The organism is Pseudonocardia sulfidoxydans NBRC 16205, assembly GCF_007989085.1.
Taxonomy (GTDB): domain Bacteria; phylum Actinomycetota; class Actinomycetes; order Mycobacteriales; family Pseudonocardiaceae; genus Pseudonocardia; species Pseudonocardia sulfidoxydans.
Map to the genome: position 1 here is coordinate 29,468 of NZ_BJVJ01000033.1, position 24,527 is coordinate 53,994.

18 protein-coding genes are annotated in these 24,527 nt (G+C 73.7%); 6 read left to right on the forward strand and 12 right to left on the reverse strand.

Annotated elements, in window-relative coordinates; genetic code table 11:
- Window position 1: 1 nt before the first annotated feature.
- The gene (locus PSU4_RS16800) at window positions 2-733 is read left to right on the forward strand and encodes a hypothetical protein (RefSeq protein WP_147109257.1); all 732 of its coding nucleotides are present in this window, start codon (window positions 2-4) and stop codon (window positions 731-733) included.
- A gap of 135 nt (window positions 734-868) precedes the next feature.
- Here the strand turns inward: PSU4_RS16800 and PSU4_RS16805 are convergent, their stop codons facing one another.
- The 3 genes from PSU4_RS16805 to PSU4_RS16815 form a co-directional block, all read right to left on the reverse strand.
- Window positions 869-1,591 carry a maleylpyruvate isomerase family mycothiol-dependent enzyme gene (locus PSU4_RS16805; RefSeq protein WP_147109259.1) on the reverse strand — a complete coding sequence of 241 codons (723 nt, stop codon included), beginning with the start codon at window positions 1,589-1,591 and terminating at the stop codon, window positions 869-871.
- The gene (locus PSU4_RS16810) at window positions 1,588-2,421 is read right to left on the reverse strand and encodes a fumarylacetoacetate hydrolase family protein (RefSeq protein ID WP_147109262.1); all 834 of its coding nucleotides are present in this window, start codon (window positions 2,419-2,421) and stop codon (window positions 1,588-1,590) included. The genes PSU4_RS16805 and PSU4_RS16810 overlap by 4 nt, the downstream gene beginning before the upstream one ends.
- 254 nt (window positions 2,422-2,675) lie before the next feature.
- Window positions 2,676-5,060, reverse strand: coding sequence for a xanthine dehydrogenase family protein molybdopterin-binding subunit (locus tag PSU4_RS16815; RefSeq protein WP_147109264.1), 2,385 nt, complete (start codon window positions 5,058-5,060; stop codon window positions 2,676-2,678).
- Between the two features lie 231 nt (window positions 5,061-5,291).
- Between PSU4_RS16815 and PSU4_RS16820 the strand changes: the two genes are divergently transcribed.
- Window positions 5,292-6,950: a fumarate hydratase gene (locus PSU4_RS16820; RefSeq protein ID WP_147109267.1), complete on the forward strand. Its 1,659-nt coding sequence runs from the start codon at window positions 5,292-5,294 to the stop codon at window positions 6,948-6,950.
- 109 nt (window positions 6,951-7,059) lie between these two features.
- On the opposite strand, the gene PSU4_RS16825 is transcribed toward PSU4_RS16820, so the two are convergent.
- From PSU4_RS16825 to PSU4_RS16835, 3 genes are all read right to left on the reverse strand, one after another.
- Complete coding sequence (locus PSU4_RS16825) at window positions 7,060-8,055, reverse strand: serine hydrolase (protein WP_147109270.1); 996 nt, start codon at window positions 8,053-8,055, stop codon at window positions 7,060-7,062.
- Window positions 8,056-8,202: 147 nt separating this feature from the next.
- Window positions 8,203-10,929: a bifunctional acetate--CoA ligase family protein/GNAT family N-acetyltransferase gene (locus tag PSU4_RS16830; RefSeq protein WP_147109334.1), complete on the reverse strand. Its 2,727-nt coding sequence runs from the start codon at window positions 10,927-10,929 to the stop codon at window positions 8,203-8,205.
- A 70-nt stretch (window positions 10,930-10,999) separates the two neighbouring features.
- Window positions 11,000-12,169, reverse strand: a complete 1,170-nt coding sequence (locus PSU4_RS16835) for an acetoin utilization protein AcuC (protein WP_186817007.1) — start codon at window positions 12,167-12,169, stop codon at window positions 11,000-11,002.
- A 138-nt stretch (window positions 12,170-12,307) separates the two neighbouring features.
- On the opposite strand from PSU4_RS16835, the gene PSU4_RS16840 reads away from it, so the two are divergent.
- Window positions 12,308-13,030, forward strand: a complete 723-nt coding sequence (locus PSU4_RS16840; protein WP_147109272.1) for an iron-dependent transcriptional repressor DtxR — start codon at window positions 12,308-12,310, stop codon at window positions 13,028-13,030.
- Between the two features lie 171 nt (window positions 13,031-13,201).
- Window positions 13,202-14,164, forward strand: a complete 963-nt coding sequence (galE, locus tag PSU4_RS16845; RefSeq protein ID WP_147109275.1) for a UDP-glucose 4-epimerase GalE — start codon at window positions 13,202-13,204, stop codon at window positions 14,162-14,164.
- Window positions 14,165-14,205: 41 nt separating this feature from the next.
- On the opposite strand, the gene PSU4_RS16850 is transcribed toward galE, so the two are convergent.
- The 5 genes from PSU4_RS16850 to PSU4_RS16870 all read right to left on the reverse strand — a co-directional run bounded on the left by PSU4_RS16850 (window position 14,206) and on the right by PSU4_RS16870 (window position 22,182).
- A complete protein-coding gene (locus tag PSU4_RS16850; RefSeq protein WP_186817008.1) occupies window positions 14,206-15,255 on the reverse strand; it encodes a DUF4192 domain-containing protein in 1,050 nt (349 codons plus the stop codon).
- Between the two features lie 221 nt (window positions 15,256-15,476).
- Window positions 15,477-16,358, reverse strand: a complete 882-nt coding sequence (locus tag PSU4_RS16855; RefSeq protein ID WP_246115164.1) for a M23 family metallopeptidase — start codon at window positions 16,356-16,358, stop codon at window positions 15,477-15,479.
- A 383-nt stretch (window positions 16,359-16,741) separates the two neighbouring features.
- Entirely contained in the window at window positions 16,742-20,239 is a 3,498-nt protein-coding gene (locus PSU4_RS16860) for an indolepyruvate ferredoxin oxidoreductase family protein (protein ID WP_147109284.1), read from the reverse strand.
- Between the two features lie 146 nt (window positions 20,240-20,385).
- A complete protein-coding gene (locus PSU4_RS16865; protein WP_147109287.1) occupies window positions 20,386-21,954 on the reverse strand; it encodes an acyl--CoA ligase family protein in 1,569 nt (522 codons plus the stop codon).
- A gap of 45 nt (window positions 21,955-21,999) precedes the next feature.
- On the reverse strand, window positions 22,000-22,182 hold the full coding sequence (locus PSU4_RS16870; RefSeq protein WP_147109290.1) for a hypothetical protein: 183 nt from the start codon (window positions 22,180-22,182) through the stop codon (window positions 22,000-22,002).
- 19 nt (window positions 22,183-22,201) lie between these two features.
- On the opposite strand from PSU4_RS16870, the gene PSU4_RS16875 reads away from it, so the two are divergent.
- A complete protein-coding gene (locus PSU4_RS16875) occupies window positions 22,202-22,960 on the forward strand; it encodes a hypothetical protein (protein ID WP_147109293.1) in 759 nt (252 codons plus the stop codon).
- A gap of 372 nt (window positions 22,961-23,332) precedes the next feature.
- Window positions 23,333-23,659 carry a histone-like nucleoid-structuring protein Lsr2 gene (locus tag PSU4_RS16880; protein WP_147109296.1) on the forward strand — a complete coding sequence of 109 codons (327 nt, stop codon included), beginning with the start codon at window positions 23,333-23,335 and terminating at the stop codon, window positions 23,657-23,659.
- Between the two features lie 91 nt (window positions 23,660-23,750).
- Here the strand turns inward: PSU4_RS16880 and PSU4_RS16885 are convergent, their stop codons facing one another.
- Window positions 23,751-24,506, reverse strand: coding sequence for an SDR family NAD(P)-dependent oxidoreductase (locus PSU4_RS16885; RefSeq protein ID WP_147109298.1), 756 nt, complete (start codon window positions 24,504-24,506; stop codon window positions 23,751-23,753).
- Between the last annotated feature and the right edge of the window lie 21 nt (window positions 24,507-24,527).

The following is a 24,527-nucleotide window of genomic DNA, read 5'->3' on the forward strand; positions in this document are numbered from 1 at the left end:
CATGGTGTGGCCGGCCGCTCGCGTCCCACGCGAACAGTCGGACAAGCCGCTCCCGGGATTCAAGCTGGCCTACCCGATGCTGTCGGCAGACGGCACCGCGACCGGCTTCAGCGGGGTGACACTCGGCCGCGCACACGTCTACCGCGCGATCGACGACGCCATCTGCGTGCACGGATCCCGGCACAGCTGCCCGTCCCGCTGGTGTGACTGCGGGTTCTACTGTTTCAGCGACGCCGGGGCCGCCCGGGACCTGGCGTGCGAACCGGACTACCGCGGAGCCGTCCTGCTCGAGGTCGCCGTCTCCGGCCGGTACCGCCGGTACGAGCGCGGCCTGCGCTACTCGCGGCAGCGGGTGCGGACGGTCGAGCTCGGCAGGTGCGAGTGCGGGCGATCCGCCTCGGTCCTGTCCGACTCGGGAACGGGGAGCCTCGGCTGGCGCAAGCTGCTCCCGATCTGCTCGACCTGCGTCGGTGACCGGCCCGTCCTCACGGCGGACGGTTTCGGCAGGCTCAGCGGAGGCACGATCACCGTGACGGCAGCGCCCACCGCGGCGGGACCGGTCGCCCCGCTGCCAGGCCTGGCCGGCACGGAGTCGCTCGTGGGCGCCGAGTCGCCGGGGGCGGTCGCCGTCCTCGGCGCGGAGCTCGCGCTGCTGCAGGCCAGGCTCGACGAGGTGCAGCAGCGCCTCGACGACCTGACCCGCACCCGCGAGTCCGACGAACAGGAAGGCTGAGCAGAAAGGCCGAGCAGAAAGCCGAGCACGACGCGAGCCGGGCCCGACGGCACGGCTCGACACGTTCGACGCGGCCCGTCGCCGCGCCCGACCGGTCGCCGGGCGCGGGGACGGGCCGCGTCGTGCGTCCGGTGCTCAGAGCCAGCCGGGCAGGTCCGGTGGCGCGGTGCCGTCGTCACGGCGCACGGCGCGGCTGCGACCACGCCCGGCCAGCCACGCGGCCAGGTCGGCCAGCGGCCCGACCACGCGCACCACCGGCCCCGACATGTCCCCGACCGTCCACTCCCGGTCGCCCTCGGCGGTGACCAGCCGGATCGCCGGGATGCCGGGACGCGCCGACAGGTCCGCGGCGACGTCGTCGACGAGCTCGACGGCCATCGGCACCGGCATGTCGGCGAACGAGGCGCCCGCGTCGAGGTCGACCGCGTGGATCCACATCTCCCGGGCCCGCATCCACGGGACCCGCGACGCCGGGAGCTCACTGCCGTCGCGGTGGCGCACCGTCGCCGACCAGGCCTCCTCCGGCATCTTCTTCACGACGTGCGACAACCGGTCCGACGTCTCCTCCACGTCGGCGCGGATCTCCGCCGGGGTGCGCGTGGCACCGGCGGCGATGTCGGCGTCGCGCTGGGCGTTGCTCGCGTACGCCGGCGTCACCACCCCCGTCTTCGCCCACGTCAGCAGGTTGATCATGGCGTCGGCGTTGCGGGCGACGTGGGTGAGCACGTGCGCGCGGGTCCAGCCGGGCAGCGCCGACGGCGCGGCGAACGCGTCGTCACCGAGCCGGTTCATCAGGCCACGCAGGTGTGCCGCACCGTCGCCGGCCCACGCGAGCGACACCTCGACCGGCGGGGTCACGACGGAATCGTCTCCTTGCGACATACGTTGCGCAGCTGTCCGACGCCCTCGACCGTCGTCACCATCACCGTGCCGTCGACGAGCCAGCGCTGCGGGGTGCGCGCCGCGCCGACCCCGCCGGGGGTGCCGGTCGCGATGACGTCGCCCGGGTTGAGCGTGATGATCGACGACACGTACTTGACGAGATCGACCGCGGAGAAGACGAGCTGGTCGGTGGTGGACGACTGGACGGTCTCGCCGTCGAGCTCGGTGGTGATCCGCCACCCGCCCGCGGGCAGCTCGTCGGGGGTGACGAGCCACGGCCCCAGCGGGGTGCTCTTCTCGAACGTCTTGCCCTGCAGGAACTGCGAGGTGCGACGCTGGTAGTCGCGGATGCTGACGTCGTTCATCACGGTGTAGCCCGCGATCGCGGCCTCCGCGGCGGCGGCGTCGGCGTGACGGACCGACGACCCGATGACGACGGTGAGCTCGCACTCCCAGTCGGCGTTGTCCGACACCGCGGGCAGCACGACGTCGTCGTGCGCGCCGACGAGCGCGGGCGCGTACTTGGCGAACAGCGTCGGGTACTCGGGCAGCTCGTTGCCCATCTCCAGGACGTGGTCGCGGTAGTTGAGGCCGGCGCAGATGATCTTCTCCGGGCTCGGGACGAGCGGCGCGTAGTCGAGCTCGGCGACCGGGTGCGACGGGCCGGCCGCGGTGGCGGCGCGCCGGGACCAGTCCTGGTGCTCGAGCAGGGCGCGCACGTCGGCGTCCCCGGTCTCCACCGCAACGCTCTCGTCGACGCGAACCGCTCGGGTCCCCGTCGCGGTGCGGATGGTGGCCAGTCTCATCGTTCCTCCTCGGTGCGGGACGCCCGGCAGTCTCCCCCTCCGGGCGCCCTCCTGCCGAGGAGGGGTGGGCGACGACGATCTTCGTCCGCGTGTGCGGGACGCGCCGGACCGCCGGTCGGGACGTGGTCCCGACCGGCGACGTCCTGGTAGGACACGCGGACGGCTTCGCGGCCGCCGCCGCGGGAGGCCGGCGGGCGGCCGGTGTGATTCGCGCCGCCTTGATCGACCCAGCTCGCCCGGCGGCCGCGGACCGCTCAGATCGCGCCGGTCTCCTCCGCCTCCCCGCCGCGCACCGGCAGGTCGGCGAACACCGCGGGCGGCTCGCGCCACGGATCGGCCGCAGCCCCTGCCTTCGCCTCCTGCACCGCCCGCCACACCCGCTCCGGGGTGCACGGCAGGTCGATGTGGCGGACCCCGAGGTGGCTCACCGCGTCGACGACGGCGTTCTGCACCGCGGGCGTCGACCCGACCGTCGCCGACTCGCCGATCCCCTTGGCGCCCAGCACGTTCATCGGCGTCGGGGTCTCCGTCGTCGCCGTCTCCCAGCTGATCAGGTCGGCCGCCGACGGCATCCGGTAGTCGGCGAGCGTCGCCGTGATCGGCTGTCCCTCGGCGTCGTAGCGGATCTCCTCGTACAACGCCTGCGCGATGCCCTGGGCCAGCCCGCCGTGCTGCTGACCCTCCACGAGCAGCGGGTTGAGGATGCGACCACAGTCGTCGACGGCGACGTGGCGACGCATCGTGACGCGCCCGGTGTCGGTGTCGACCTCGACCACCGACACGTGCGCCCCGAACGGGAACGTCGCCCCCTCCTGACGGGCGTCGAGACCCGCGAAGAGCTCCTCCCCCGCATCCGAGGCCGCGGCCGCGACCTGGTCCCACGACACCGTCGCCGTCGGGACGCCGGCGACGCCGAACACCGCGCCCCCGGTGCCGCTGCCGTCGCCGTCGACGAGGTCCACGTCGTCGGGAGCCGCCTCCAGCAGATCGGCGGCCCGGCGCCGGGCCTGGACGAGCACGTCGTCGGCCGCCGCCGAGACCGCGGAACCGCCCATCTGCAGCGACCGCGACCCGCCCGTGCCGCCGCCGCGCGGCACCAGCGCGGTGTCGGACTGCACGAAGCTGATGCGCTCCATCGGGATCCCGAGCGTGTCCGAGACGATCATCGCGAACGCCGTCGCGTGCCCCTGCCCGTGACCCGACGTGCCGGCCGACACCGTCGCGCTCCCGTCGGGATGCACCCGCACCGAGCCGAACTCGGAGCCGCCGCCACCCGCCGTGATCTCGACGTACACGCTCATCCCGATGCCCAGCTGCACCGGGTCGCCCGACTTGCGCCGGCGCTCCTGTTCCTCGCGCAACGCGTCGTAGTCGACCAGCCGCAACGCCTCCCGCAGCGGCAGGTCGTAGTCGCCGACGTCGTAGGCCGCGCCGACGACCGTCGTCAGCGGGAACGCGCCCGGGTCGAGGAAGTTGCGCCGCCGCAGCTCCGCCGGGTCCATGCCCAGCTCGGCGGCCGCGATGTCGACGATGCGCTCCAGGTGCGCCGCCGCCTCCGGCCGCCCAGCGCCGCGGAACGCCCCCATCGGCGTCGTGTTCGTCATGGCGACGACCGAGTCGTAGCCGACCGTCGGGACGTCGTAGACGCCGGGCGCCATCACGTAGGTCATGTTCATCGGCAGCGCCCCGCCGAACCACGCGTAGGCGCCCCCGTTGCCGACGACCCGCGCCCGCATCCCCGTGAACCTGCCCTCGCGCGTCAGCCCGAGCTCGTAGTAGCCGATCTGGTCGCGCCCGTGCGGCATCGACACGAGGTTCTCCGACCGCGTCTCCACCCACGACACCGGGCGGCCCAGCGCGAGCGCCGCCCCGACCGCCGCCGTGTGCTCGGCGATCATGCCCGCCTTGCCGCCGAACCCGCCACCGACGTGCGGTGCGACCACCCGGGTCCGCGCCTTGTCCAGGCCGAACAGCCCGCACAGCTGAGCGTGGAAACCGTGCGGCATCTGCGTCGACACGTGGACGACGAGATCGTGGCCGTCGTCGCCGCGCGGGTCGACGACGATCGCGTTGCCCTCCATGGGAACCACGGCCAGACGCTGGTTGACCATCCGGGCCCGGACGACGACGTCGGCACCCTCGAGCGGGTCCGTCCCGCCCGAACGCAGCCCCGTCGTCAGGTTGGTGCCGCGCTCCGGGAACGCAAGCGGCGCACCGGACTCCAGCGCCTCCTCGGGGTCGACGACCGCGTCCAACGGGTCGTAGTCGACCTCCACGAGCTCGACCGCGTCGACCGCCGCAGCCTTCGACTCGGCGACGATCATCGCGACGACCTCGCCGACGAACCTGACCCGGTCCACCGCCAGCGGTGGGCGCGGAATCTCCGGATTGACCGGCATCAGCCCGTGATGGGCCGGAAGATCGAGATCGGACGCCGTATAGACCGCGACGACACCCGGGGCCGCGGCGGCCTCCGACGTGTCGATCCCGGTCACGACGGCGTGAGCGAGTGGGGAACGGACGAAAGCGACGTGCAGCAACCCCTCGATCGGAAGGTTGCCCACGTACGTCCCGCGACCGGTGAGCAGTTCCGGGTCCTCGACCCGTCGGACCGCGGTGCCCAGCAGGGATCCAGCCATGTGTCGCACATTACGACCGGATCCCCGTCACGGTCGTGCCGGTTCCACCACACCAGGCGGGTTGACGGCTCGGACCAGGTCAGGGAGGGTGGGGCGCAGGGCGATCCGCCCGTCGGCCTCGCGACTCCGGCCCACCCCGGTGGTCGCTTCCCCTGGGAGGTCGGACCGGTCGGGGGCCGGTCCGACCTCCCGACCACGTCGCACGGCCGCCTCCGTGAGTACGGTCCTCACATGCCCGAGTTCCACCACATCGACGTGCTCCCGCTCGGCCCGGACGACACCGAGTACCGACGGCTCGACCTCGACCCGGGGACCGTCGTCACCGCGCCCGAGCTGGGCGGCCGCACCTTCCTCCAGGTTGATCCCACGACGATCACCTCGCTGGTCAAGCAGGCCGTCACCGACATCCAGCACCTGCTGCGCCCCTCACACCTGGCCCAGCTGCGCGCGATCGTCGACGACCCCGGGGCGTCGGCCAACGACCGCTTCGTCGCCACCGACCTGCTCCGCAACGCCTGCGTCTCCGCCGGTGGCGTCCTGCCGATGTGCCAGGACACGGGCACCGCGATCGTCGTCGCCAAACGCACCGAGACCGTGCTCACCGGCGGTGACGACGAGCGCGCCATCTCCCGCGGCATCTACGAGGCCTACGACGAGCTGAACCTGCGCTACTCGCAGATGGCGCCCACGTCGTTCTGGGACGAACGCAACACCGGCACCAACCTCCCCGCGCAGGTCGAGCTGTACTCCGCGCCGGGCGAGAAGCCGAAGTACGAGTTCCTGGTGATGGCCAAGGGCGGCGGCTCGGCCAACAAGACCTTCCTCTACCAGGAGACCAAGGCGCTGCTGAACCCCGCGAAGCTGGCGCGGTTCCTCGACGAGAAGCTCCGCTCCCTCGGCACCGCCGCCTGCCCGCCCTACCACCTGGCGATCGTCGTCGGCGGCACGTCGGCGGAGTTCACGCTGAAGGTCGCGAAGCTGGCGTCGGCCCGCTACCTCGACACCCTCCCCGACGTGGGTTCCGGCGACGGGTCCGCCTTCCGCGACCGAGACCTCGAACAGCAGGTCCTCGAGCTCACCCGCAACTTCGGCATCGGCGCCCAGTTCGGCGGCAAGTACTTCTGCCACGACGTCCGCGTCATCCGGCTCCCCCGCCACGGCGCCTCGCTGCCCGTCGGCATCGCCGTGTCCTGCTCCGCCGACCGCCAGGCCAAGGCCAAGATCACCGCCGACGGCGTGTTCCTCGAGCAGCTCGAACGCGACCCCGCCCGGTACCTGCCCGACACCGAGGCCGACGACCTGTCCGACGAGGTCGTCCGCGTCGACCTCAACCGGCCCATGGACGAGATCCGTGCCCAGCTGTCGACGCTGCCCGTCAAGACCCGGGTGTCGCTGACCGGACCGCTCGTCGTCGCCCGCGACATCGCGCACGCCAAGATCGCCGAACGTCTCGACGCCGGCGAGCCCATGCCGCAGTACCTGCGCGACCACCCCGTCTACTACGCCGGCCCCGCCAAGACGCCCGACGGCTACGCCTCCGGCTCCTTCGGGCCCACCACCGCCGGCCGGATGGACTCCTACGTCGCGCAGTTCCAGGCCGCCGGCGGGTCGCTGGTCATGCTGGCCAAGGGCAACCGTTCCACGCAGGTCACCGACGCCTGCGCCACGCACGGCGGGTTCTACCTGGGCTCCATCGGCGGTCCCGCCGCCCGGCTCGCGCAGGACTGCATCCGCAAGGTCGACGTCCTCGAGTACCCGGAGCTGGGCATGGAGGCCGTCTGGAAGATCGAGGTCGAGGACTTCCCCGCCTTCGTCGTCGTCGACGACAAGGGAACCGACTTCTTCGCCTCGACCTCGCAGCCCACGCTGCAGGTGGGTTTCCGCCGCTGACGGCGTCCCGGCATGGAGGTGCCTGCGGCCGGCCGGGGGGACAACCGGCCGCAGGCGGTCCGTGTGCGCTGCCGGGGTCAGCGTCGGGTCGAACCCGGCACGGGGTGGGTCATTCCGCGGTCAGGGGTGCGAGGGCGGCCGCGACCGCCTGGTCGACGACCGCCCGCCCCGCGTCGGCGCCCGCCGACGTCGGGCCGACCGTCAGCACCGCCACGAGGAACCGGTTCCCCGTGCCGACCAGGCCCGTGCTGTGCAGGTACAGCCGCGAGCCGTAGTACATCCAGCCCTGCTTCGCGTCGGCGCCGTCGTCGCGCTCCGGGTCGAGCAGCCCGAAGGCCTGGTCGACACCGTCCGCGCCCTCCGGGGTCGCCGCACCCAGCGCGTCCAGGACCACGGCCCGGCTCGCCGCCGACAGCCCGGTCAGCACGTAGTCGTAGACGGCGACGACGTCGCGCGCCGAGATCAGCGTCTCGCCCCACTGCGACGGGTCGTCCGGTGGGGCCGAGTCGGTCAGGCCCGCCAGCTCGATCGTCTGCTCGATCGACGCCGGCCCACCGAACCGCTCCCACAACGCGTTCATGGCGTTGTCGTCGCTGGTGGTCATGGCCGCCTCGATGTCGTCACGGTCGTCGTCGCTGAGCGTGACCTCGCCCGTGTCGGCGCGGTGCAGGATCGAGACGACCGTGTACAGCTTCGAGATCGACGCGGAGTAGATCGGCTCGGCTCCCGCCGCGCCCACCGACGTCTGCCCGTGGCCGGTGTCGCGCACCGCGACCGCGATCGTGGCACGGGTGGTGGTCGCGTACTCGTCGACGGCACGGGTCGCTGCCTGCACCGCCGCGGCCGACAGCGCCGTCGTCCCGGCGTCCGCCGGTGGCGTGCCGGGATCCGCCGGTGGCGTGCCGGGGTCCGCCGGTGGCGTGCCGGGGTCCGCCGGTGGCGTGCCGGGGTCCGCCGGTGGCGTGCCGGGGCCGGCGACGCTGACTGCCGCCGCGGCGGCGGCCCGGCCCGCCGCCGACCGGGAGTCGAGCGCTTCGCCCATGACGATCGACGCCGCGACGGCCACCAGCACGAGGGGCAGCGCGAGGGGCCGACGGGTCGCCATGCCCGGAGAACGTGCGTGTCACCCGATTGATTGCTCGACGCGAACGATTCTTAGGAAACGGACAGGTTCACCAGGAACGGACGAACCAACCAGCCCGGTTCGTCGACGACCCGTGCGCGCCCGAGCACACAGGGTGCGCGTCAGCGGTCAGCGCAGACGGCGGGGCCCACCTCCGTCGTCACGCGTCGGGGGCGGGCCGAGCACCATCCGGGCGCTCGTGACCACGACCCCGTCGGGGCTCGCGATCGCCGGGTCGAGCACCACCGAGCGGACCTCCGGCAGCTGCTCGGCCAGTGTCCCCAGCCGCAGGACGAGGTCCTCCAACGCGTCGAGCCGCACCGGCGGGTCGCCCCGGTACCCGGCCAGCAACGGCGCGGCCCGCGGCGCCCGGACGAGGGCGGCGGCGTCGGCCGTCGAGACCGGGAGCACCCGGAACGCGCGGTCGCCCAGCAGCTCCGTCGCGAGCCCGGACAGCCCGAACGACAGCAGCGACCCGAACGACGGGTCGTCGACCACCTCCAGCACGCACGACATGCCCCGCGGGGCCATCACCTGGACGTAGACCTCGTGCTCGGCCGTCTCGGCGACCAGCGCCGCGTAGGCGGCACCGACGGCGTCCGGCCCGTCGAGGTCGAGCCGCACCCCGACCAGGTCCGAGCGGTGCCGCCAGCGCGGCGCCGCCGACTTGATCGCCACCGGATGGCCGAGCTCGGCCGCCGCCGCGACCGCCTCGTCGGCCGATGACGCGAGCCGGAACGGCGCGACGCCGATCCCGTAGCAGTCGAGGATCGCGATGACCTCGGCGTCGGCGAGCTCGGCGCCGGCCCCGCCGGCGTCTGTCCCATCGGCGTCGGTGAGCTCGGTGCCGGCTCCGGCGGCGCCGGACACCGGCCCCGAGCCGGTCGCGGCGCACAACCGGGCCACCAGCTCGCGGGCCTCGTCGGTGCGTGTGCCCTCTGGAGTCACGAACTCGCCCAGCGGCGTCGCCCGCCAGCGGGCGTAGCGCACCACCCGCGACAGTGCCGCGACCGCGCGTTCCGGGCTCGAGAAGCTCGGTACCGAGCCCCGCCCGGGGGCGCCGTCGATGCCCCGCTCGGCGAGCTCGTCGGGGATCTCGTCGCCGGCGAGGAACGTCGTCACCACCGGTTTGCCCGATCCCGCGACGGCCTCCCGCAGCGCCCGCGCGTGCGGGCCGCCGTCGGTCGCGACCGGCGGGACGAAGACCGCGACCAGGGCGTCGACGTCGTCGGAGCCGATCGCCGCGGACACCGCCGCCGCGAACTCCTCCGGCCCGGCCGCGGCACCGACGTCGACCGGGTCGCCGACGAGGTCGAGCCCCTCGTCGGCGATACCGTCGGCGACGAGCACACCCAGCGCCGTCGAGTTGCCGACGACCGCGACCCGTGGCCCGGCGGGCAACGGCTGGTGCGCGAGGAGCAACCCGGTGTCGAAGAGCTGCGCGACCGTCTCGACCCGGATCACGCCGGACTGCTCGAACAACGCCTGGACGCTGGAGTCGTCGATCGGCACCGCGCGCGAGGACCGCAGCGGCAGCGGCACCCGCCGGCCGCTCTTCACCGCCACGACGGGGGTGGTGCGGGCCAGCCGGCGGGCGAGCCTGCCGAACTTGCGCGGGTTGCCGAAGGTCTCCAGGTACAGCAGGACCACGTCGGTGTCGGGGTCGCTCTGCCAGTACTGCAGCAGGTCGTTGCCGGAGACGTCGGCGCGGTTGCCGGCGGAGACGAACGTCGAGAAGCCGAGGCCGCGGCGGGTGGCCGTCTGCAGCAGCGCGATGCCCAGCGCGCCGGACTGCGCGAAGAACCCGACCCGGCCGGCGCCGGGCAGCGCCGGGGCGAGGGTCGCGTTGAGCCGCACGCTCGCCGCGGTGTTCGCGACGCCCAACGCGTTGGGCCCGACGACCCGCATCCCGTGTGCCCGCGCCGCCTGCACCATGCGCCGCTCCGCGACGAGGCCGCGGGTGCCCGCGTCGGCGAACCCGGAGCTGACGACGATGAGCGCTTTGACCCCCTTCGCGAGACAGGAGTCCATGACCTCGTCGATGCCGGCCGCGGGGACGGCCACGACGGCGAGGTCGACCTCGTCGGGGATCTCGGTGACCGACGCGTAGGCCCGCACCCCGCGCACCGACCGGGCGTCGGGGTTGACGGGGTAGACCGCACCCCCGAAGTTGCCGCGCAGCAGGTTCAGCAGGACCGCGTGCCCGATCTTCGACGGGTCCGTCGAGGCGCCGATGACGGCGACGGAGCGGGGGTGCAGCACGTTGTGCACGCTGCGGGCCTCGGCCGCCTGCTCGCGCGCGTCGCGGACGGCCAGCGACCGCTCGGTGGGGTCGATGTCGAACTCGAGGTGCAGCACGCCGCCGTCGTAGGCGCGGCTGACCTGGTATCCGGCGTCGCGGAAGACGCGGACCATCGTGTGGTTCTCGACGAGCACTTCCGCCTCGAACCGGCGCAGCCCGCTCTCGCGGGCCGCCGCGGCCAGGTGCTCCAGCAGGATCGACCCGAGGCCGCGGCCCTGGTGGTCGTCGCGGACGACGAACGCGACCTCGGCGGACCCGCCGGGGGCGTCGCCGAGGCCCTCGTAGCGCCCGACGGCGACGATCTCGTCGCCGAGCACGCAGACGAACGCCACGCGGCGGTGGTGGTCGACGGTGGTGAACCGTTCGAGGTCGCGTGCGGGGATGCGCGGGTAGGGGCCGAAGTAGCGCAGGTAGCGGGTGCGCTCGGACAGCCGGGAGTGGAAGTCCAGCAGTGCGTCGGCGTCGGCGGGCACGATCGGGCGCAGGTGCAGGATGCCGCCGTCGGAGGCGACGACGTCGGCCTCCCGGTGGCGCGGGTAGCCGGGATCGGTCACGGGGGTGCCGAACGGGGGCGTCGCCGCCGGGTCGGTGGCGGCCCGCGAACCCGACGCGGACGGGGTCGGCTCAGTCACGGGGGTCGTCCGGGTCGAGGCCGTGCAGCGGGAACACGGCGCGGCGGACCTCGACGATCGTCGGGTCGACCGCGGCGAAGTCACCGCCCCACGGTTCGAACGACGGGTCGGCACCGTCGCTCATGTCGGTGGGCAGCGGGCGGCCGGTGAGGCTCGCGGCGTGGGCAATCCAGTCGGCGGGCAGCGGCCGGCCGGGTTCGACGTCGCGGTCGAGCACGACCCCCAGCAGGTGCGTCCACGAGCGCGGCACGACCCGGAACAGCGAGTACCCGCCGCCCCCGAGGACGAGCCACTTGCCGCCCGCCGTGGTGTCGGCGAGCTCGCGCATCCGGCGGTAGATCGCCCGCTGCCCGTCGACGGACAGCTCCAGGTTGGCCAGCGGGTCGTCGGAGTGGGTGTCGGCGCCGCACTCGCTGACCAGCACCTGCGGCCGGAAGGACGTCAGCAGCGACGGCACGATCGCCTCGAACGCCCGCAGCCAGCCCGCGTCGTCCGTGCCGGGGGCGAGCGGCACGTTGACCGCGTATCCCGCGCCGTCGCCGCTACCGAGCTCGCTCGCCCAGCCCGTACCGGGCCACAGCGTCAGGGGGTGCTGGTGCATCGAGACGGTCAGGACGCGAGGGTCGTCGTAGAACGCGGCCTGGACGCCGTCGCCGTGGTGGACGTCGACGTCGACGTAGGCGATCCGCTCGTAGCCCTGGTCGAGCAGCCATTGGATGGCCACGGCACAGTCGTTGTAGACGCAGAATCCCGCGGCCCGGTCGCGCATGGCGTGGTGCAGGCCGCCCGCGATGTTGACGGCCCGGTCGGCCCCCTCGGCGATGCGCCGCGCGGCGAGCAGCGAGCCGCCCGCGATGAGCGCGCTGGACTCGTGCATGCCGAAGAAGATCGGGTTGTCGCTGGTCCCGAGGCCGTGGCCGACCCCGGAGGGCAGCTCGGGCGCCGACCGGACCGCGGTCAGGTACGACGGCGAGTGGACGCGCTCGAGCTCGTCGTCGGTGGCCGGTTCGGGCTCCAGGAGGTCCACGTCGTCAAGCACCCCGAGGCCGCGCGCGAGGCGCATCGTGAGGTCGAGACGGACGGGATTGAGCGGATGGTCCTCGGAGAGTTGGTAGTCGAGGAACCCCGGGGTCCACACGACTGCCGCGCTGCTGGCGCTCATGGTTGCCGACCGTATGCCAGCGGGGCGGTCGCGGCTGGGCCCACGCGCCGGAAGTCCCGGCTGACCGGCCGGGATGCACTGACGCTGCAGATGACGTTGCACGGATAGTATGGCCACCGGACACGAAGGGGCCGGCCCGTGAACGATCTTATCGATACCACCGAGATGTACCTGCGAACGATCTACGAGCTCGAGGAGGAAGGTGTCGTCCCGCTGCGCGCGCGGATCGCCGAGCGCCTCGGGCAGAGCGGTCCGACCGTCAGCCAGACCGTGGCGCGGATGGAGCGCGACGGTCTCGTCGTCGTGGCGGGCGACCGCCACCTCGAGCTGACCGAGTCCGGACGGTCGCGCGCGATCTCCGTGATGCGCAAGCACCGCCTGGCGGAGCGCCTGCTCACCGACGTCATCGGTCTGGAGTGGGAGCTCGTGCACGCCGAGGCGTGCCGCTGGGAGCACGTGATGAGCGACGCCGTGGAGCGCAAGCTCATCGCACTGCTCGACAACCCGACCATCTCGCCGTACGGCAACCCGATCCCCGGGCTGGGGAAGCTGTCGGAGCCGCAGGACCTGACGGGTCCGTCGAACGCGGCGGCGCCGCCTCCGTTGGAGGTGGGCCTGCAGCGGCTCGACGAGTTCGCCCGCCGCGGCGGCGGCAAGGTCGAGGTGCGCCGGATCGCCGAGCACGTCCAGGTCGACGCCGACCTGATGGGCGAGCTGAAGCTGGCGGGTATCGTGCCCGGCCGCGAGGTCCAGGTGCGCTCGATCTCCCGCTTCGGCGACTCGGTGCCCGTGGTCGCCGACGACGAGGAGTCGCCGGTCGCGCCGCTGATCGCGCACGCGGTCCTCGTCCGCGCCCGCTGACCCCTGCCGCGTTCCGCGTACCCCCACATCGTCGCTCACCGTCGCCGGGGCGGCCCACGGCCGTCCCCCACCACCACGCCGTCCCGGTGACGTGAGAGCGTCTGCGTGCGCCGTCGGTGTCCCGCGTCCGCGGGCTGCGGCGCCCGGGTGTCGCCGTGCGAGGAGGATCGCGTGAAGCTGCTGGTCACGGGTGGGGCGGGCTACGTGGGCAGCGTGTGTGCCGCCCATCTGCTGGAGGCCGGCCACGACGTCGTCGTCCTCGACGACCTGTCGACCGGGCACCGCGACGCCGTCCCGGGCGGGGCCCGCTTCGTGGAGGCCGATCTGGCCGAGGCCGCGGGCGACCTGCTCGGCGAGGGCTTCGACGGCGTGCTCCACTTCGCGGCGCGGTCGCTGGTCGGCGAGTCGGTGCAGAAGCCGGAGATCTACTGGCAGGCCAACGTCGTGACGACGCTGCGGCTGCTGGAGGCGATCCGCACCCACGCCACCCCGAGGCTGGTGTTCTCCTCGACCGCGGCGACCTACGGCGAGCCCGAGAGCGTGCCGATCCGGGAGGACTCCCCCACCCGCCCGACCAACCCGTACGGCGCGAGCAAGCTCGCGATCGACCACATGATCACCTCGTACGCGGCCGCGCACGGCCTGGCCGCGACGAGCCTGCGGTACTTCAACGTCGCCGGCGCCCACGACCGCTTCGGCGAGCGGCACACCGTCGAGACCCACCTGATCCCGATCGTGCTGCAGGTCGCCGCGGGCACCCGTGAGTCGGTGCAGATGTTCGGCGACGACTGGGACACCCCGGACGGCACGTGCGTGCGCGACTACATCCACGTCGACGACCTGGCCGACGCCCACCTGCGCGCCCTGGACCGGGCGACGCCGGGGGTGCACGCGATCTACAACCTGGGCAACGGTCACGGTTTCTCGGTCCGCGAGGTCGTGGAGGCGTGCCGGGAGGTCACCGGTCACCCGATCCCGGCCGAGGTGGCCCCGCGCCGGGCGGGCGACCCGGCTGTCCTCGTCGCCTCCAGCGAGCGGGCGCGCACGGAGCTGGGCTGGGCGCCCACCCGGACCACGCTGGCCGACATGGTCGGCGACGCGTGGCGCTTCACGCAGCAGCGACAGCAGAGCTGACCTCGCGCGGCTCCCGGCGGCGAGACGCCCGACCAGGGCGGTCACCACTGGCCGTCGGCCAGCCACGCCCGTACCTGGGCCGGGCCGAACCCGTTCGCGAGGGCCTCGGCCAGCGCCTCGGCGAGCCGGTGTCCGGGCCAGGCCTGCCGGGCCCGGTCGACCGCGATGTTGGCCAGCGCCCCGTCGCCGCGGGCGAGCGCGGCGACGGCGAGCAGCGCCGCCGCTTCGGCCGACTCCGGTTCGGGAGTCTCGCGGACGAGCGCGGCCCACAGCTGCTCGGCCGTCGCCGCGCGGGGGCCGATGCACTCGCGCAGGGCCGCGTCGCGCACCTCCGGTGTCTGCAGCGCGACGGCCAGGTCGAGGACGCGCGCGTCGTCGAGGACGAGGGTGGCGGCCGCGGTGGCGCCGAGGGCGGATTCCAGTGCGGCCTGCGCCGAGGTCATGTCGAGGGACGCGGCGTGCAGGTCCAGCTCGCGGTCGAACAGCGCGGCGCGGCGACGCAGCCGCTCGACGTCGGGAGCCTGCAGCGACGCGACGATCTCGGTCCGGGACGCCCGCACGACCGCCCCCGCGACGACGGCCGCGGCGGTGAGCGGCAGCGCGTGCGCGTCGGCGACCGTCCCGGAGCACCCGCAGGGGTCCGTGCACGCCCAGGCGGCGCCGGCCGTCGTCGCCGCTGTCCACACCCGGGTACCGACCACGCTCACGCCCGCGGCGAGCAGGGCCGCGGCCGCGGCGTCGACGAGGTCCGGTACCCCCGGGGCGGGTCCGCCGTCGACCGGGCCGTCCACGACGACGACGGCCGCGCCGAGCGGCCCCGGGCCGGCGGCATCGACGAGGCAGCGCGCCACCATGTCGCACAGCTCGTCGACGTCGTCGGGGTTGTCCGGGCCCGGTAGGTCGGCACGCAGCGTCACTCCGACGGTGCGCAGGCCCGGGCCGTGGGTGGACACCACGACCAGCGAGCGTTCGGGATGGAACCCGAGCAGGACGGGGACGGCGGCGACGAGCTCGCCCGGCCCGCGTACCGAGGTGGGCGTGCGGCGGCCGGCGGGGTGGCGGGCCGAGCGGGAGGGTCCTGCGGAGGTCATGGGCGCCATCGTGCGGGCCCGGGCCGACGCCCGGGCGCGCCCGCCCGACCCCTGTGGACAACCCCGCCGCGGACCCCTTGCGGGACGCACGATGTGGATGAACCGGAACACCCGCGGCCGTTCGCACCAGTCCTGTCGGGGCGCCCTGCTTGGCTGCGAGGGGGACGTGCGCCCGGCTCGCGATGGCCGGCCGCGAACCCGGCGCCGGAACGGCTACCGCATCACTGGTAGCGGAAGCCGTGCGAGTTGAGCCAGCCGCGGGGGTCGATCTTCTGCCCGCCGGGGGTCTGGACCTCGATGTGCAGGTGCGGGCCGGTGGACTGGCCGCGGTTGCCGACCTCGGCGATCTGCTGCCCGGCGGTCACCTTCTGCCCGACCTGCACCATCGACCGGTTGATGTGGCCGTACACGGTGATCGTGCCGTCGGCGTGCTGCACGCGGACCCACAGCCCGAAGCCGCTGGCGGGCCCGGAGCTGATGACGACACCGTCGATCGGGACGCGGATGGGGGTGCCGATGGGCGCCGCGATGTCGAGTCCGGCGTGCATCACGCCGCCGCGCATGCCGAAGCCGGAGCTGACGCGGCCGGTGACGATCTGGACGGCGCGCTTGGCCTCCTCCGCCTTGGCCTGGGCCTCCTCGGCGGCCTTCGCGGCGGCGGCCTGCTGTGCGGCGGCCTGCCGGGCGAGGGCGGCGTCGACCTGCTGTTGCGTGGAGGCGACGAGGTCGGCACCGCGGTCGGAGACGACCTGCAGGACGTCGGGCGAGATCGCGGGGGCGTCGTCCGACGCGAGCGCCGCGACGTCGGCGCCCGTGACGGGACCGGTGACGTCGGCGCCCGGCGCGCCCGACGGGCCGCCGACGGAGGTGCCGGTGCTCAGCAGGGCGGTGACGTCGGGCGGCGACAGGGCGCCGCTGTACACGGCCTGGGCCGTGACGGCGACGGCGCCGCCGGCGAGGACGGTCGCGATGATGCGCGCGGGGAGCGCGCCTGACAGGGGTGTGGCGCGGTGCGCACCGCCCGTCCCCGGGCCCGTCGCGAGGACGGGCCACGAGGACTTCGGGTGCGCGCGACGGCCACTGGGGGAGCGATGCCGTGACACGACTTTCCTTCCGGATCCTGCGCCGCGGCCGGACGTCCCGTGGGGGCGGGTGGATCGATCGGGGGTTCGATCCGTGTCCGTTCCGTGACCGCGCCGTGATGCGATCCGAGAGGGACGCTAGCCCGGGCAGACGGGGCGGGTTGCAGATCCGGGACGTTGCTGAGGCAACCGGATCGAGTGACGCGGTGAGCGGCCGACCCGGCGCGTCGCACAGAAACGCCGTCGCATTCACCGGCCGTTCACCGTTCCGAGACGTGCATGGCGCCGATTCACAGACACGTACGGTGACGACCAGTCGCCCTCTGCAGCGCGGACGGGACGGGCGCCACACCGCCCGACCGGTCGTCGTCCGGGGACCGGTCGGACGCGTGACCTGCGGGAGATCAGGAACGAGCGGGGTCTGTCCCGTCAAGTGGGGAGACGGGGTGGCCGAGCTCGGCCCGTCGCACCCGGTAGCGCTCGACGGCGGCGAGCTTGACGTCCTCGTACCCGCGGACGAGATCGGCCGTGCGGGCGACCTCCACGGCCGTCGGCAGCGAGTCCGGGTCGAGCGTGGCGGCGAGGCCCCGGACCGTCGCGCGGTACTCGTCGCGCAGGGCGCGTTCGAGCCTGCGCACAGCGGTCCGGCCGAAGGGGTCCAGCGGCGTCGCGCGCAGCGCTTTGCCGCGGGCGAGCGTGCGCAGCACAGGCCGCATCCAGGGCCCGAGCGCGATCTTCGTCGAACGGCCGGCGGCCCGCAGGACGGGCGGGTGCAGGCGGTAGCGCATACCGGCACCGCCCGGGACCTCGGCGGCGAGCGCAGCCTCGAAGACCGGGTCGGTGAGCAGCCGGGCGACCTCGTACTCGTCCTTGTAGGCGGTGAGCCTGTAGAGACCGCGCGCGACGGCGTCGGTGAACTCGCCCTGCCCCCCGGCCGCGGACTCGGCCGACCAGGCCTCGCGGACGACCGCGGCGTACTCGCGGGCGGTCCGCGCCGACTGGAACCCGACGAGCCGCGCGGCCCGGTCCTCGGCGACCTCACGCACGGCGTCGGGAAGCACGTCGAGGCCCAGGCCTGCGGGCGGCACGCGAGGAGCGGGCGCGGCGGTGGGTGCGCCGACGGCGGCGGCGAACGCGGCGGGGTCCGCCACGGCCACCCGGCCCCAGCCGAACGCGGAGGTGTTGACGGCGACGGCGACGCCGTTGAGCCCGATCGCCCACTCGATCGCCTCTGCGCTGATGGGCAGTGCACCGGCCTGGCAGGCGGCGCCGAGCAGCAGCATGTTGGCGGGCATCGCGTCGCCGAAGAGGGCGACCGCGGCCCCCGAGGCGTCGAGCGCCACGACGTCGGCACACCGTCCGGCGATCCGCGCGACGAGCGCCTCAGGAGAAGGTGCGGTGACCGACGCGTCGCGGACCATGGCCCCCGTCGGCATCGGCGAGACCGACACCACGGCCGTCGTGTCGTCGGGCGAGGCGTAGCCGAGGTTGCGCGCGTCGGCGCCGACGAGCGCGTCGAAGGCCAGGTAGCAGCGCGCCTGGGCGGGCCCGACCCGGTTGGCGGGCCCGAGCGCGGCCTCCGACGCGGCGATCCGCAGGTGCGAGACGACGGGCCCGGCCTTCTGCGAGAGCCCGGTCTGGTCGACGCCGTGCACGGCCAGCCCCTGGTGGACCGCGGCCGAGGCGAGCACCTGGTTGACGGTCACGATCCCGGTTCCACCGATCCCGGCGAGCAAGACGTCCCCGGCCGGGGCGACGACGGCAGCCGGTACCGAGGGCGGTGCGGGGCGTTCGCCGGCAGTGGCCCGGGTCTCGGACGAAAGAACGGTCACGAACGACGGGCAGTCCCCGTCGAGACACGAGTAGTCGGTGTTGCAGGAGGACTGGTCGATGCGGGTCTTGCGCCCGAGCGGGGTCTCGACCGGTTGCACGGACAGGCAGTTGCTCTTCACCCCGCAGTCGCCGCAGCCCTCGCACACCTCCTCGTTGATGACGACGCGCATCGGCCGGACGGCGAGCTCGCCGCGCTTGCGCAGCCGTCGCGACTCGGCGGCGCAACGCTGGTCGTAGATCAGGACGGTGACGCCGGAGGTCTCCCCCAGCACGCGTTGGGCCTCGTCGAAACGGTCGCGGTGCCAGAGGTCGACGCCGCGGGGCAGCGGCGGCAGGGATCGGTAGCGGGAGGGTTCGTCGGCACACACGAGCACCCGGGTGACGCCTTCGGCCAGCAGCTTCGCCGCGAGCGCCGGGACCTCGAGCCCGCCCTCGGCGTCCTGCCCGCCGGTCATGGCGACGGCCCGGTTGTAGAGGAGCTTGTAGGTGATCGACACCCCGGCGGCGACGCAGGCCTGCACGGCGAGCTGCCCGGAGTGGGCGAAGGTGCCGTCGCCCATGTTCTGGTACATGTGCCGGGCGTCGGTGAAGGGCGACTGCCCGATCCACTGCGCGCCCTCGCCGCCCATCTGCGTGATCGACGAGACCTCGCTGACCGGCCGGTGGGTGAGCGCGACCATCGCGTGGCAGCCGATGCCGCCGCCGGCGACCGCGCCGTCGGGGACGACCGTCGACCGGTTGTGCGGGCACCCGGAGCAGAAGTAGGGAGTCCGAGCGACCGGTAGCAGCTCCAGAGACGGAAGCGGCCGCGCCTCGGCAGGCAGGGACACCCGGCCCGCGAGCACCCGCCGCAACGGCCCCGTCAGCACCCCCGCGGTCAGCTCCCCCGCGACCGGCACCAGCGGGCGCCCGTCACCGGAGGCAGACCCGACGACGACCGGCGCCGACGCGAGCCCGTACAGCGCGTCCCGCACCCCCGTCTCGAGGAACGGTGTCTTCTCCTCGACGACGAGCACGGTGTCGAGGCCTTCGGCGAACTCACGCAGGACGCTGCGCTGCACCGGCGAGACCATGCCCATGCGCAGCAGCCGGATTCCGGCGCGGCGGCAGCCGTCGTCGTCGAGTCCCAGGTCGCGCAGCGCCTGGCGGGTGTCGGTGAACGCCTTGCCCGCGGCGACGATCCCCAGCCACGCGCCGGGGGTGTCGAGCTCGACGGCGTTGACCGGGTTGGCCTCGAGGAACGCCTCGACCATGGCGCGCCGCGGCCCGTAGAGCTGCGCCTCGGCGTCGAGCGAGCCGGGCGGGACGAGCGTCGGGACCTGCCGGTACTCCCAGGGTCGCCCCTCCCATTCCAGGTCGGGCACGGTGATGTCGACGTCGCCGCAGTCGGCGTCGAGGGTCCACACGCCGTCGGCGACGTCGGCGGTGATCTTCATGCCGACCCACATTCCCGACGCCCGCGACAACGCCACCCCGTAGCGGCCGAGCCGGACGATGTCCGCGGCGCTCGACGGGTAGAGCACGGGCAGTCCGTAGCCGTGGAGGGTCCGTTCGGAGATGCAGGGGATGGTCGACGACTTGCAGCTCGGGTCGTCGCCCGCGAGCACGAGGACGCCGCCGGACGGGTGGGCGCCACACATGTTGCCGTGCCGCAGGGGGTCGCCCGCCCGGTCGACGCCGGGGGCCTTGCCGTACCAGACGCCGACGGCGCCGTCGACGGTCCGGCCGTGGCCGGGCACCTCGACCTGGCTGCCCCAGATCGCGGTGGCGGCGAGCTCCTCGTTGACCCCTGGCACGAAGGTGAGCCCGGCGGTCTCGACGAGCTCGGGCGCGGCGGCGAGGGTCTTGTCGAGTCCGCCCAGCGGCGAGCCCTGGTAGCCGGAGACGAACGACGCGGTGCGCAGCCCGGCGCGGGCGTCGGCGGCGTGCTGTTCGACGAGCAGGCGCGCGATGGCCTGCACGCCGGTGAGCAGCACGGGGCCGGTGCCGGGGCGGTAGCGGTCGGTCAGGGAGAAGTCCACGGACTCCCGCGGCCCGGTCTCCCGCTGCCCACTGTCCTGCAGGGTCATGCGCCCCACCTTCTCACCGCGGGCCCGGATCCGCGGAACACCCGTTCCGATCAGCGCAACGGCGCGGGCCGCGATGCGCCGGGGTCGAGCGCTCGACCCTCGTGAGCGGCAATAGTCGCTACAGCGACTATTGCCGCTCACAGCGGCTACTGGATGCGGCGCTCCACGCCCGCCCAGGCCTTGTCGCGGAGCACGAACTTCTGGATCTTGCCGGTGGAGGTCTTGGGCAGCTCCCCGAACACGACGGTCTTGGGGGCCTTGAACCGGGCCAGCCGCCCGCGAACGTGCTCGACGATCTCCTCCTGCGTGACCGACGCCCCGGAGTGGAGGGTGACGTAGGCGGCGGGGACCTCGCCCCAGCGCTCGTCGGGCACCGCGATGACCGCGACCTCCAGCACCGCGGGATGGTCGGCGATGGCCTGCTCCACCTCCACGCTGGCGATGTTCTCGCCACCGGAGATGATCACGTCCTTGGAGCGGTCGCGCAGCTCGACGTAGCCGTCGGGATGCATGACGCCCAGGTCGCCGGTGCGGAACCAGCCGTCGGGGGCCGCGGCGGCGGTGGCCTCGGGGTCGTCGAGGTAGCCGAGCATGACGTTGTTGCCGCGCAACGCGATCTGCCCCACCGACGCCCCGTCCGCGGGGAGGTCGGCGCCGTTCTCGTCGACGACGCGGATCGCGCACGCGATCATGTTGCCGACGCCCTGGCGGGCCTTGAGCCGGGCCTGTTCGCCGCCGTCGAGGCCGTTCCACTCGGGCCGCCAGTCGCAGATCATGGCGGGCCCGAAGGTCTCGGTGAGGCCGTAGAGGTGGGTGACGTCGAAACCGAGCTCGGCCATCCGCCGCAGGATCGCCGGGGACGGCGGCGCCCCGCCGGTGGCGACCTTCACGACCCGGTCACCGGGTACGCCGTCGCCGGCCTCGTCGGCGTAGGCGAGCATCGACAGCACGGTGGGGGCGCCGTTGAGATGGGTGACGCCCTCCTCGCGGATGAGCTGCCACACCCGCGCCGGGTCGACCTTGTCCAGGCACACGTGGGTGCCCGCGGCGGCGGTGACCGCCCACGGGAAGCACCAGCCGTTGCAGTGGAACATCGGCAACGTCCACAGGTGCACCGCCGACGGCGACAGCCCGGTGTGTCCGACCATGGCCAGTGCCTGCAGGTAGGCGCCGCGGTGGTGGTACATGACGCCCTTGGGCTTGCCGGTGGTGCCGGAGGTGTAGTTGACCGACAGCAGCGAGCGTTCGTCGTCGGGGGTGACCGCGAGCGGCTCGGCCCCCGCGAGCAGGGCCTCGTACTCCTGCCCCGCCCGGATCCGCACCGGCGGCTCCCCGGACACGCGCGAGAACGCGTCGTCGACGAGCGCGTCGAAGACCGGGTCGTGCACCAGTACCGCCGCGCGGGAGTGCTCCAGGATGTAGGCGACCTCCCCGGCCGAGAGCCGGGTGTTGATCGCGACCAGCGGCGACCCCGCCCACGGCACCCCGAAGTTCGACTCCAGCAGCACGTGCGTGTTCGGGGCGAGGAACGCGACGGGCCGCCCACCCGCCAGCGGGGCGAGCCCGCCCGCGAGGCGGCGGCAGCGGTCGTGCAGTTGGCGGTAGGTCAGCCGCAGGTCCCCGTCGACGACGGCGACGCGGTCACCGTGCGCGGCGGCGGCCCGGTCGAGGTAGGACACCGGTGTCAACGGCTCGAACGAGAGGTCGGGCTGCATCCTCCGGACACTGCCAGAACCGGGGGCCGTTGCCCGATGTGAGCCTCACCGCTCCGGCGGTGCCCCCGACGGATCCCGCTCCACTGCCTCGGCGACCCGGGCCTGCAGCCGCTCCCGGATCTCGTCGGGGGTGTAAGCGCGGCGGCGCCGCTCGTCACGGGCGGCGACGACACCCGTCGCGGCGACCCCGGCGAGCCCGGCCAGTCCTGCCCATTTCCACCAGCGCACCCGCCTAGGGTATGCGGCCGTGACCGGCACCACGATCTCCCTCGACCGCGCCGTCGACCTGACCCGCACCGGGGACGTGTGGCTGTTCCGGGGCCGCAGCGGTGCCGACCGCGCGATCCAGAACCTCACGAACTCGCCGGTCAACCACGTCGGGATGGCGATCGTCGTGGACGACCTGCCGCCGTTGATGTGGCACGCCGAGCTGGGCAGGTCCCTTCCCGACGTGTGGACGGGCCGCCACCAGCGGGGCGTGCAGCTGCACGACCTGAGCGACGCCGTCGTCACCTGGCACGAGCGGTACGGCCAGCGGGCGTGGCTGCGCCAGCTGGAGCCGACGGTCGGCCGCGAGCACGAGGACGCGGCCCTGCGCACGGTCGCGCGCCTCGACGGCACCCCGTTCCCATCGACGGCGCGGCTCGCGTCGCGCTGGGCGCGGGGACGGATGCCCGGCGCGGTGCGGGCGGCGGTGCGGGCGCGCGACGGGGCGACGGCCACGCTGCGCGACCTCCTGGAGGGCCGGGTGCTCGACGTGCTGCGCCGCACGGATGCCGGGACCGGCTCCGACGCCGCGCCCGGGGTGGCCCTCGCCGAGCCCGGCCTCGAGACGGCGTACTGCGCGGAGGTCGTCGCGGTGACCTACGAGGAGATGGGTCTGCTCGACACCGTGCACCGTCCGAACTGGTACGACCCGGGCCGGTTCTGGTCGGGCGACCGCCTCCCGCTGACCGGCGGGTTCCGGCTCGGCGGCGAGATCGCGGTGACCGTCGCGGGGCGCTGACCGCGGCGGGCCACAGCCGTTGCGTCCGCACGCTGATCGCGCGACCCACTCATCCACATGAACGGCGTTACTCGTGCCCGTGGTCGGTCATCGGCTGTCCCTTTCCTCGGGTGCGCGCCGCCATTCGCCCGGATTACCCGGATGCGCCGCGTGCGCGTGACGCCGCGCACCTCCCGTACGTGGGGTGTTCTGTGCCGCGCACCGGGTGAACTGCTGGACTCGGCTACTCGTGCCGACCCCCATTCGACATTCGGCGGCGGACTCCATTACGATTACCGGAGGAAGAAATCATGTGCATGCACAGCACTCCGCTGGAAACCCCCGTTCCGTTCGGAGTTGTCCGCATGCCGGTTACATCGTGAAGGGTTACCCGTGGCGAAGCAGACGACGGTGACGCTGGTGGACGACCTCGACGGCTCCGAGGCCGACGAACAGGTCGAGTTCGCGCTCGACGGGAAGTCGTACGAGATCGACCTGTCGTCCGCGAATGTGAAGCGTCTGCGCTCCGCCCTCGACCCGTTCATCAATGCGGCACGTCGGGCACCTTCGCGCCGTACGGGGTCGGGTCCGGTCCGGGCCGCCTCCGACCGCGAGCAGAACCAGGCCGTCCGGGAATGGGCCGTCGGGCAGGGCATGAAGATCTCCGAGCGCGGCCGCATCCCCACCAATGTTCTCGAGGCCTACCGCAAGAACCACTGAACCGGCCCGGCGCACATCGGTGCACACTGGGCACCTCATTCATCGAGCAAATACCGATCCGCGGCTCCCGAGTGTCACCCCGGGTACGTTCTCAGGCGCGCCAGAGCTGTGAACCGGCTCTACTGATCACGATGCTCGGCACCACCGCACGGGCCGAGAGGCGCGTCAGTCCGAGCACCATTTCGGTGACGTCGGTGACACCGAGCATCGACTCGCGTTCGAGCCGTCCGTGCAGATGTGCCGTCATGTCCGTGTCGACGTATCCGGGGGCGACGGCAGTCGCGTTCACACCGTTCCCGGATTCCTCGAGCGACAACGTCTCGCAGAACGACAGCAACGCGGCCTTCGTGGCGCCGTAGACGGAGAGTCCCGCTTCGGCGGCGACACCCGTGATCGACGAGAGGGCCACGACGCGGCTGCCGTGCTCCGGGTGCGCGGTGGCGGTGGTGCGCAGCAGCGGCAGCAGTTCGCGCACGAGGAGCACGGGGGCGCGCAGGTTCACGTTCATCTGGAGGTCGTAGGCCGTCGTGCGGATCGCGCCGACGGGCTCCTCGGCACCGAGGCCCGCGGCGAGGACGAGGACGTCGAGGCGGCCGAACCGGTCCGCGTGCGCCGTGGCGAGCGTGCCGAGGGCGGTTTCGTCGGCCATGTCGGCGGCGACACCGAACGCCGGGGCGCCGGTCTGCTCCTCGATGCGCGCGACGGCCGCGGCGACGCCGGCCTCCTTGCGGGCGGCGACGGTGACGGCGAATCCCTCCCCGGCCAGGCGCAGGGCGATGTCGAGGCCGATCCCGCGGGAGCCGCCGGTGACGAGCGCGACCCTGCGCTCGCGGTCTGTTGCGATCATGGGGTCACTCTGCCGGAGCGG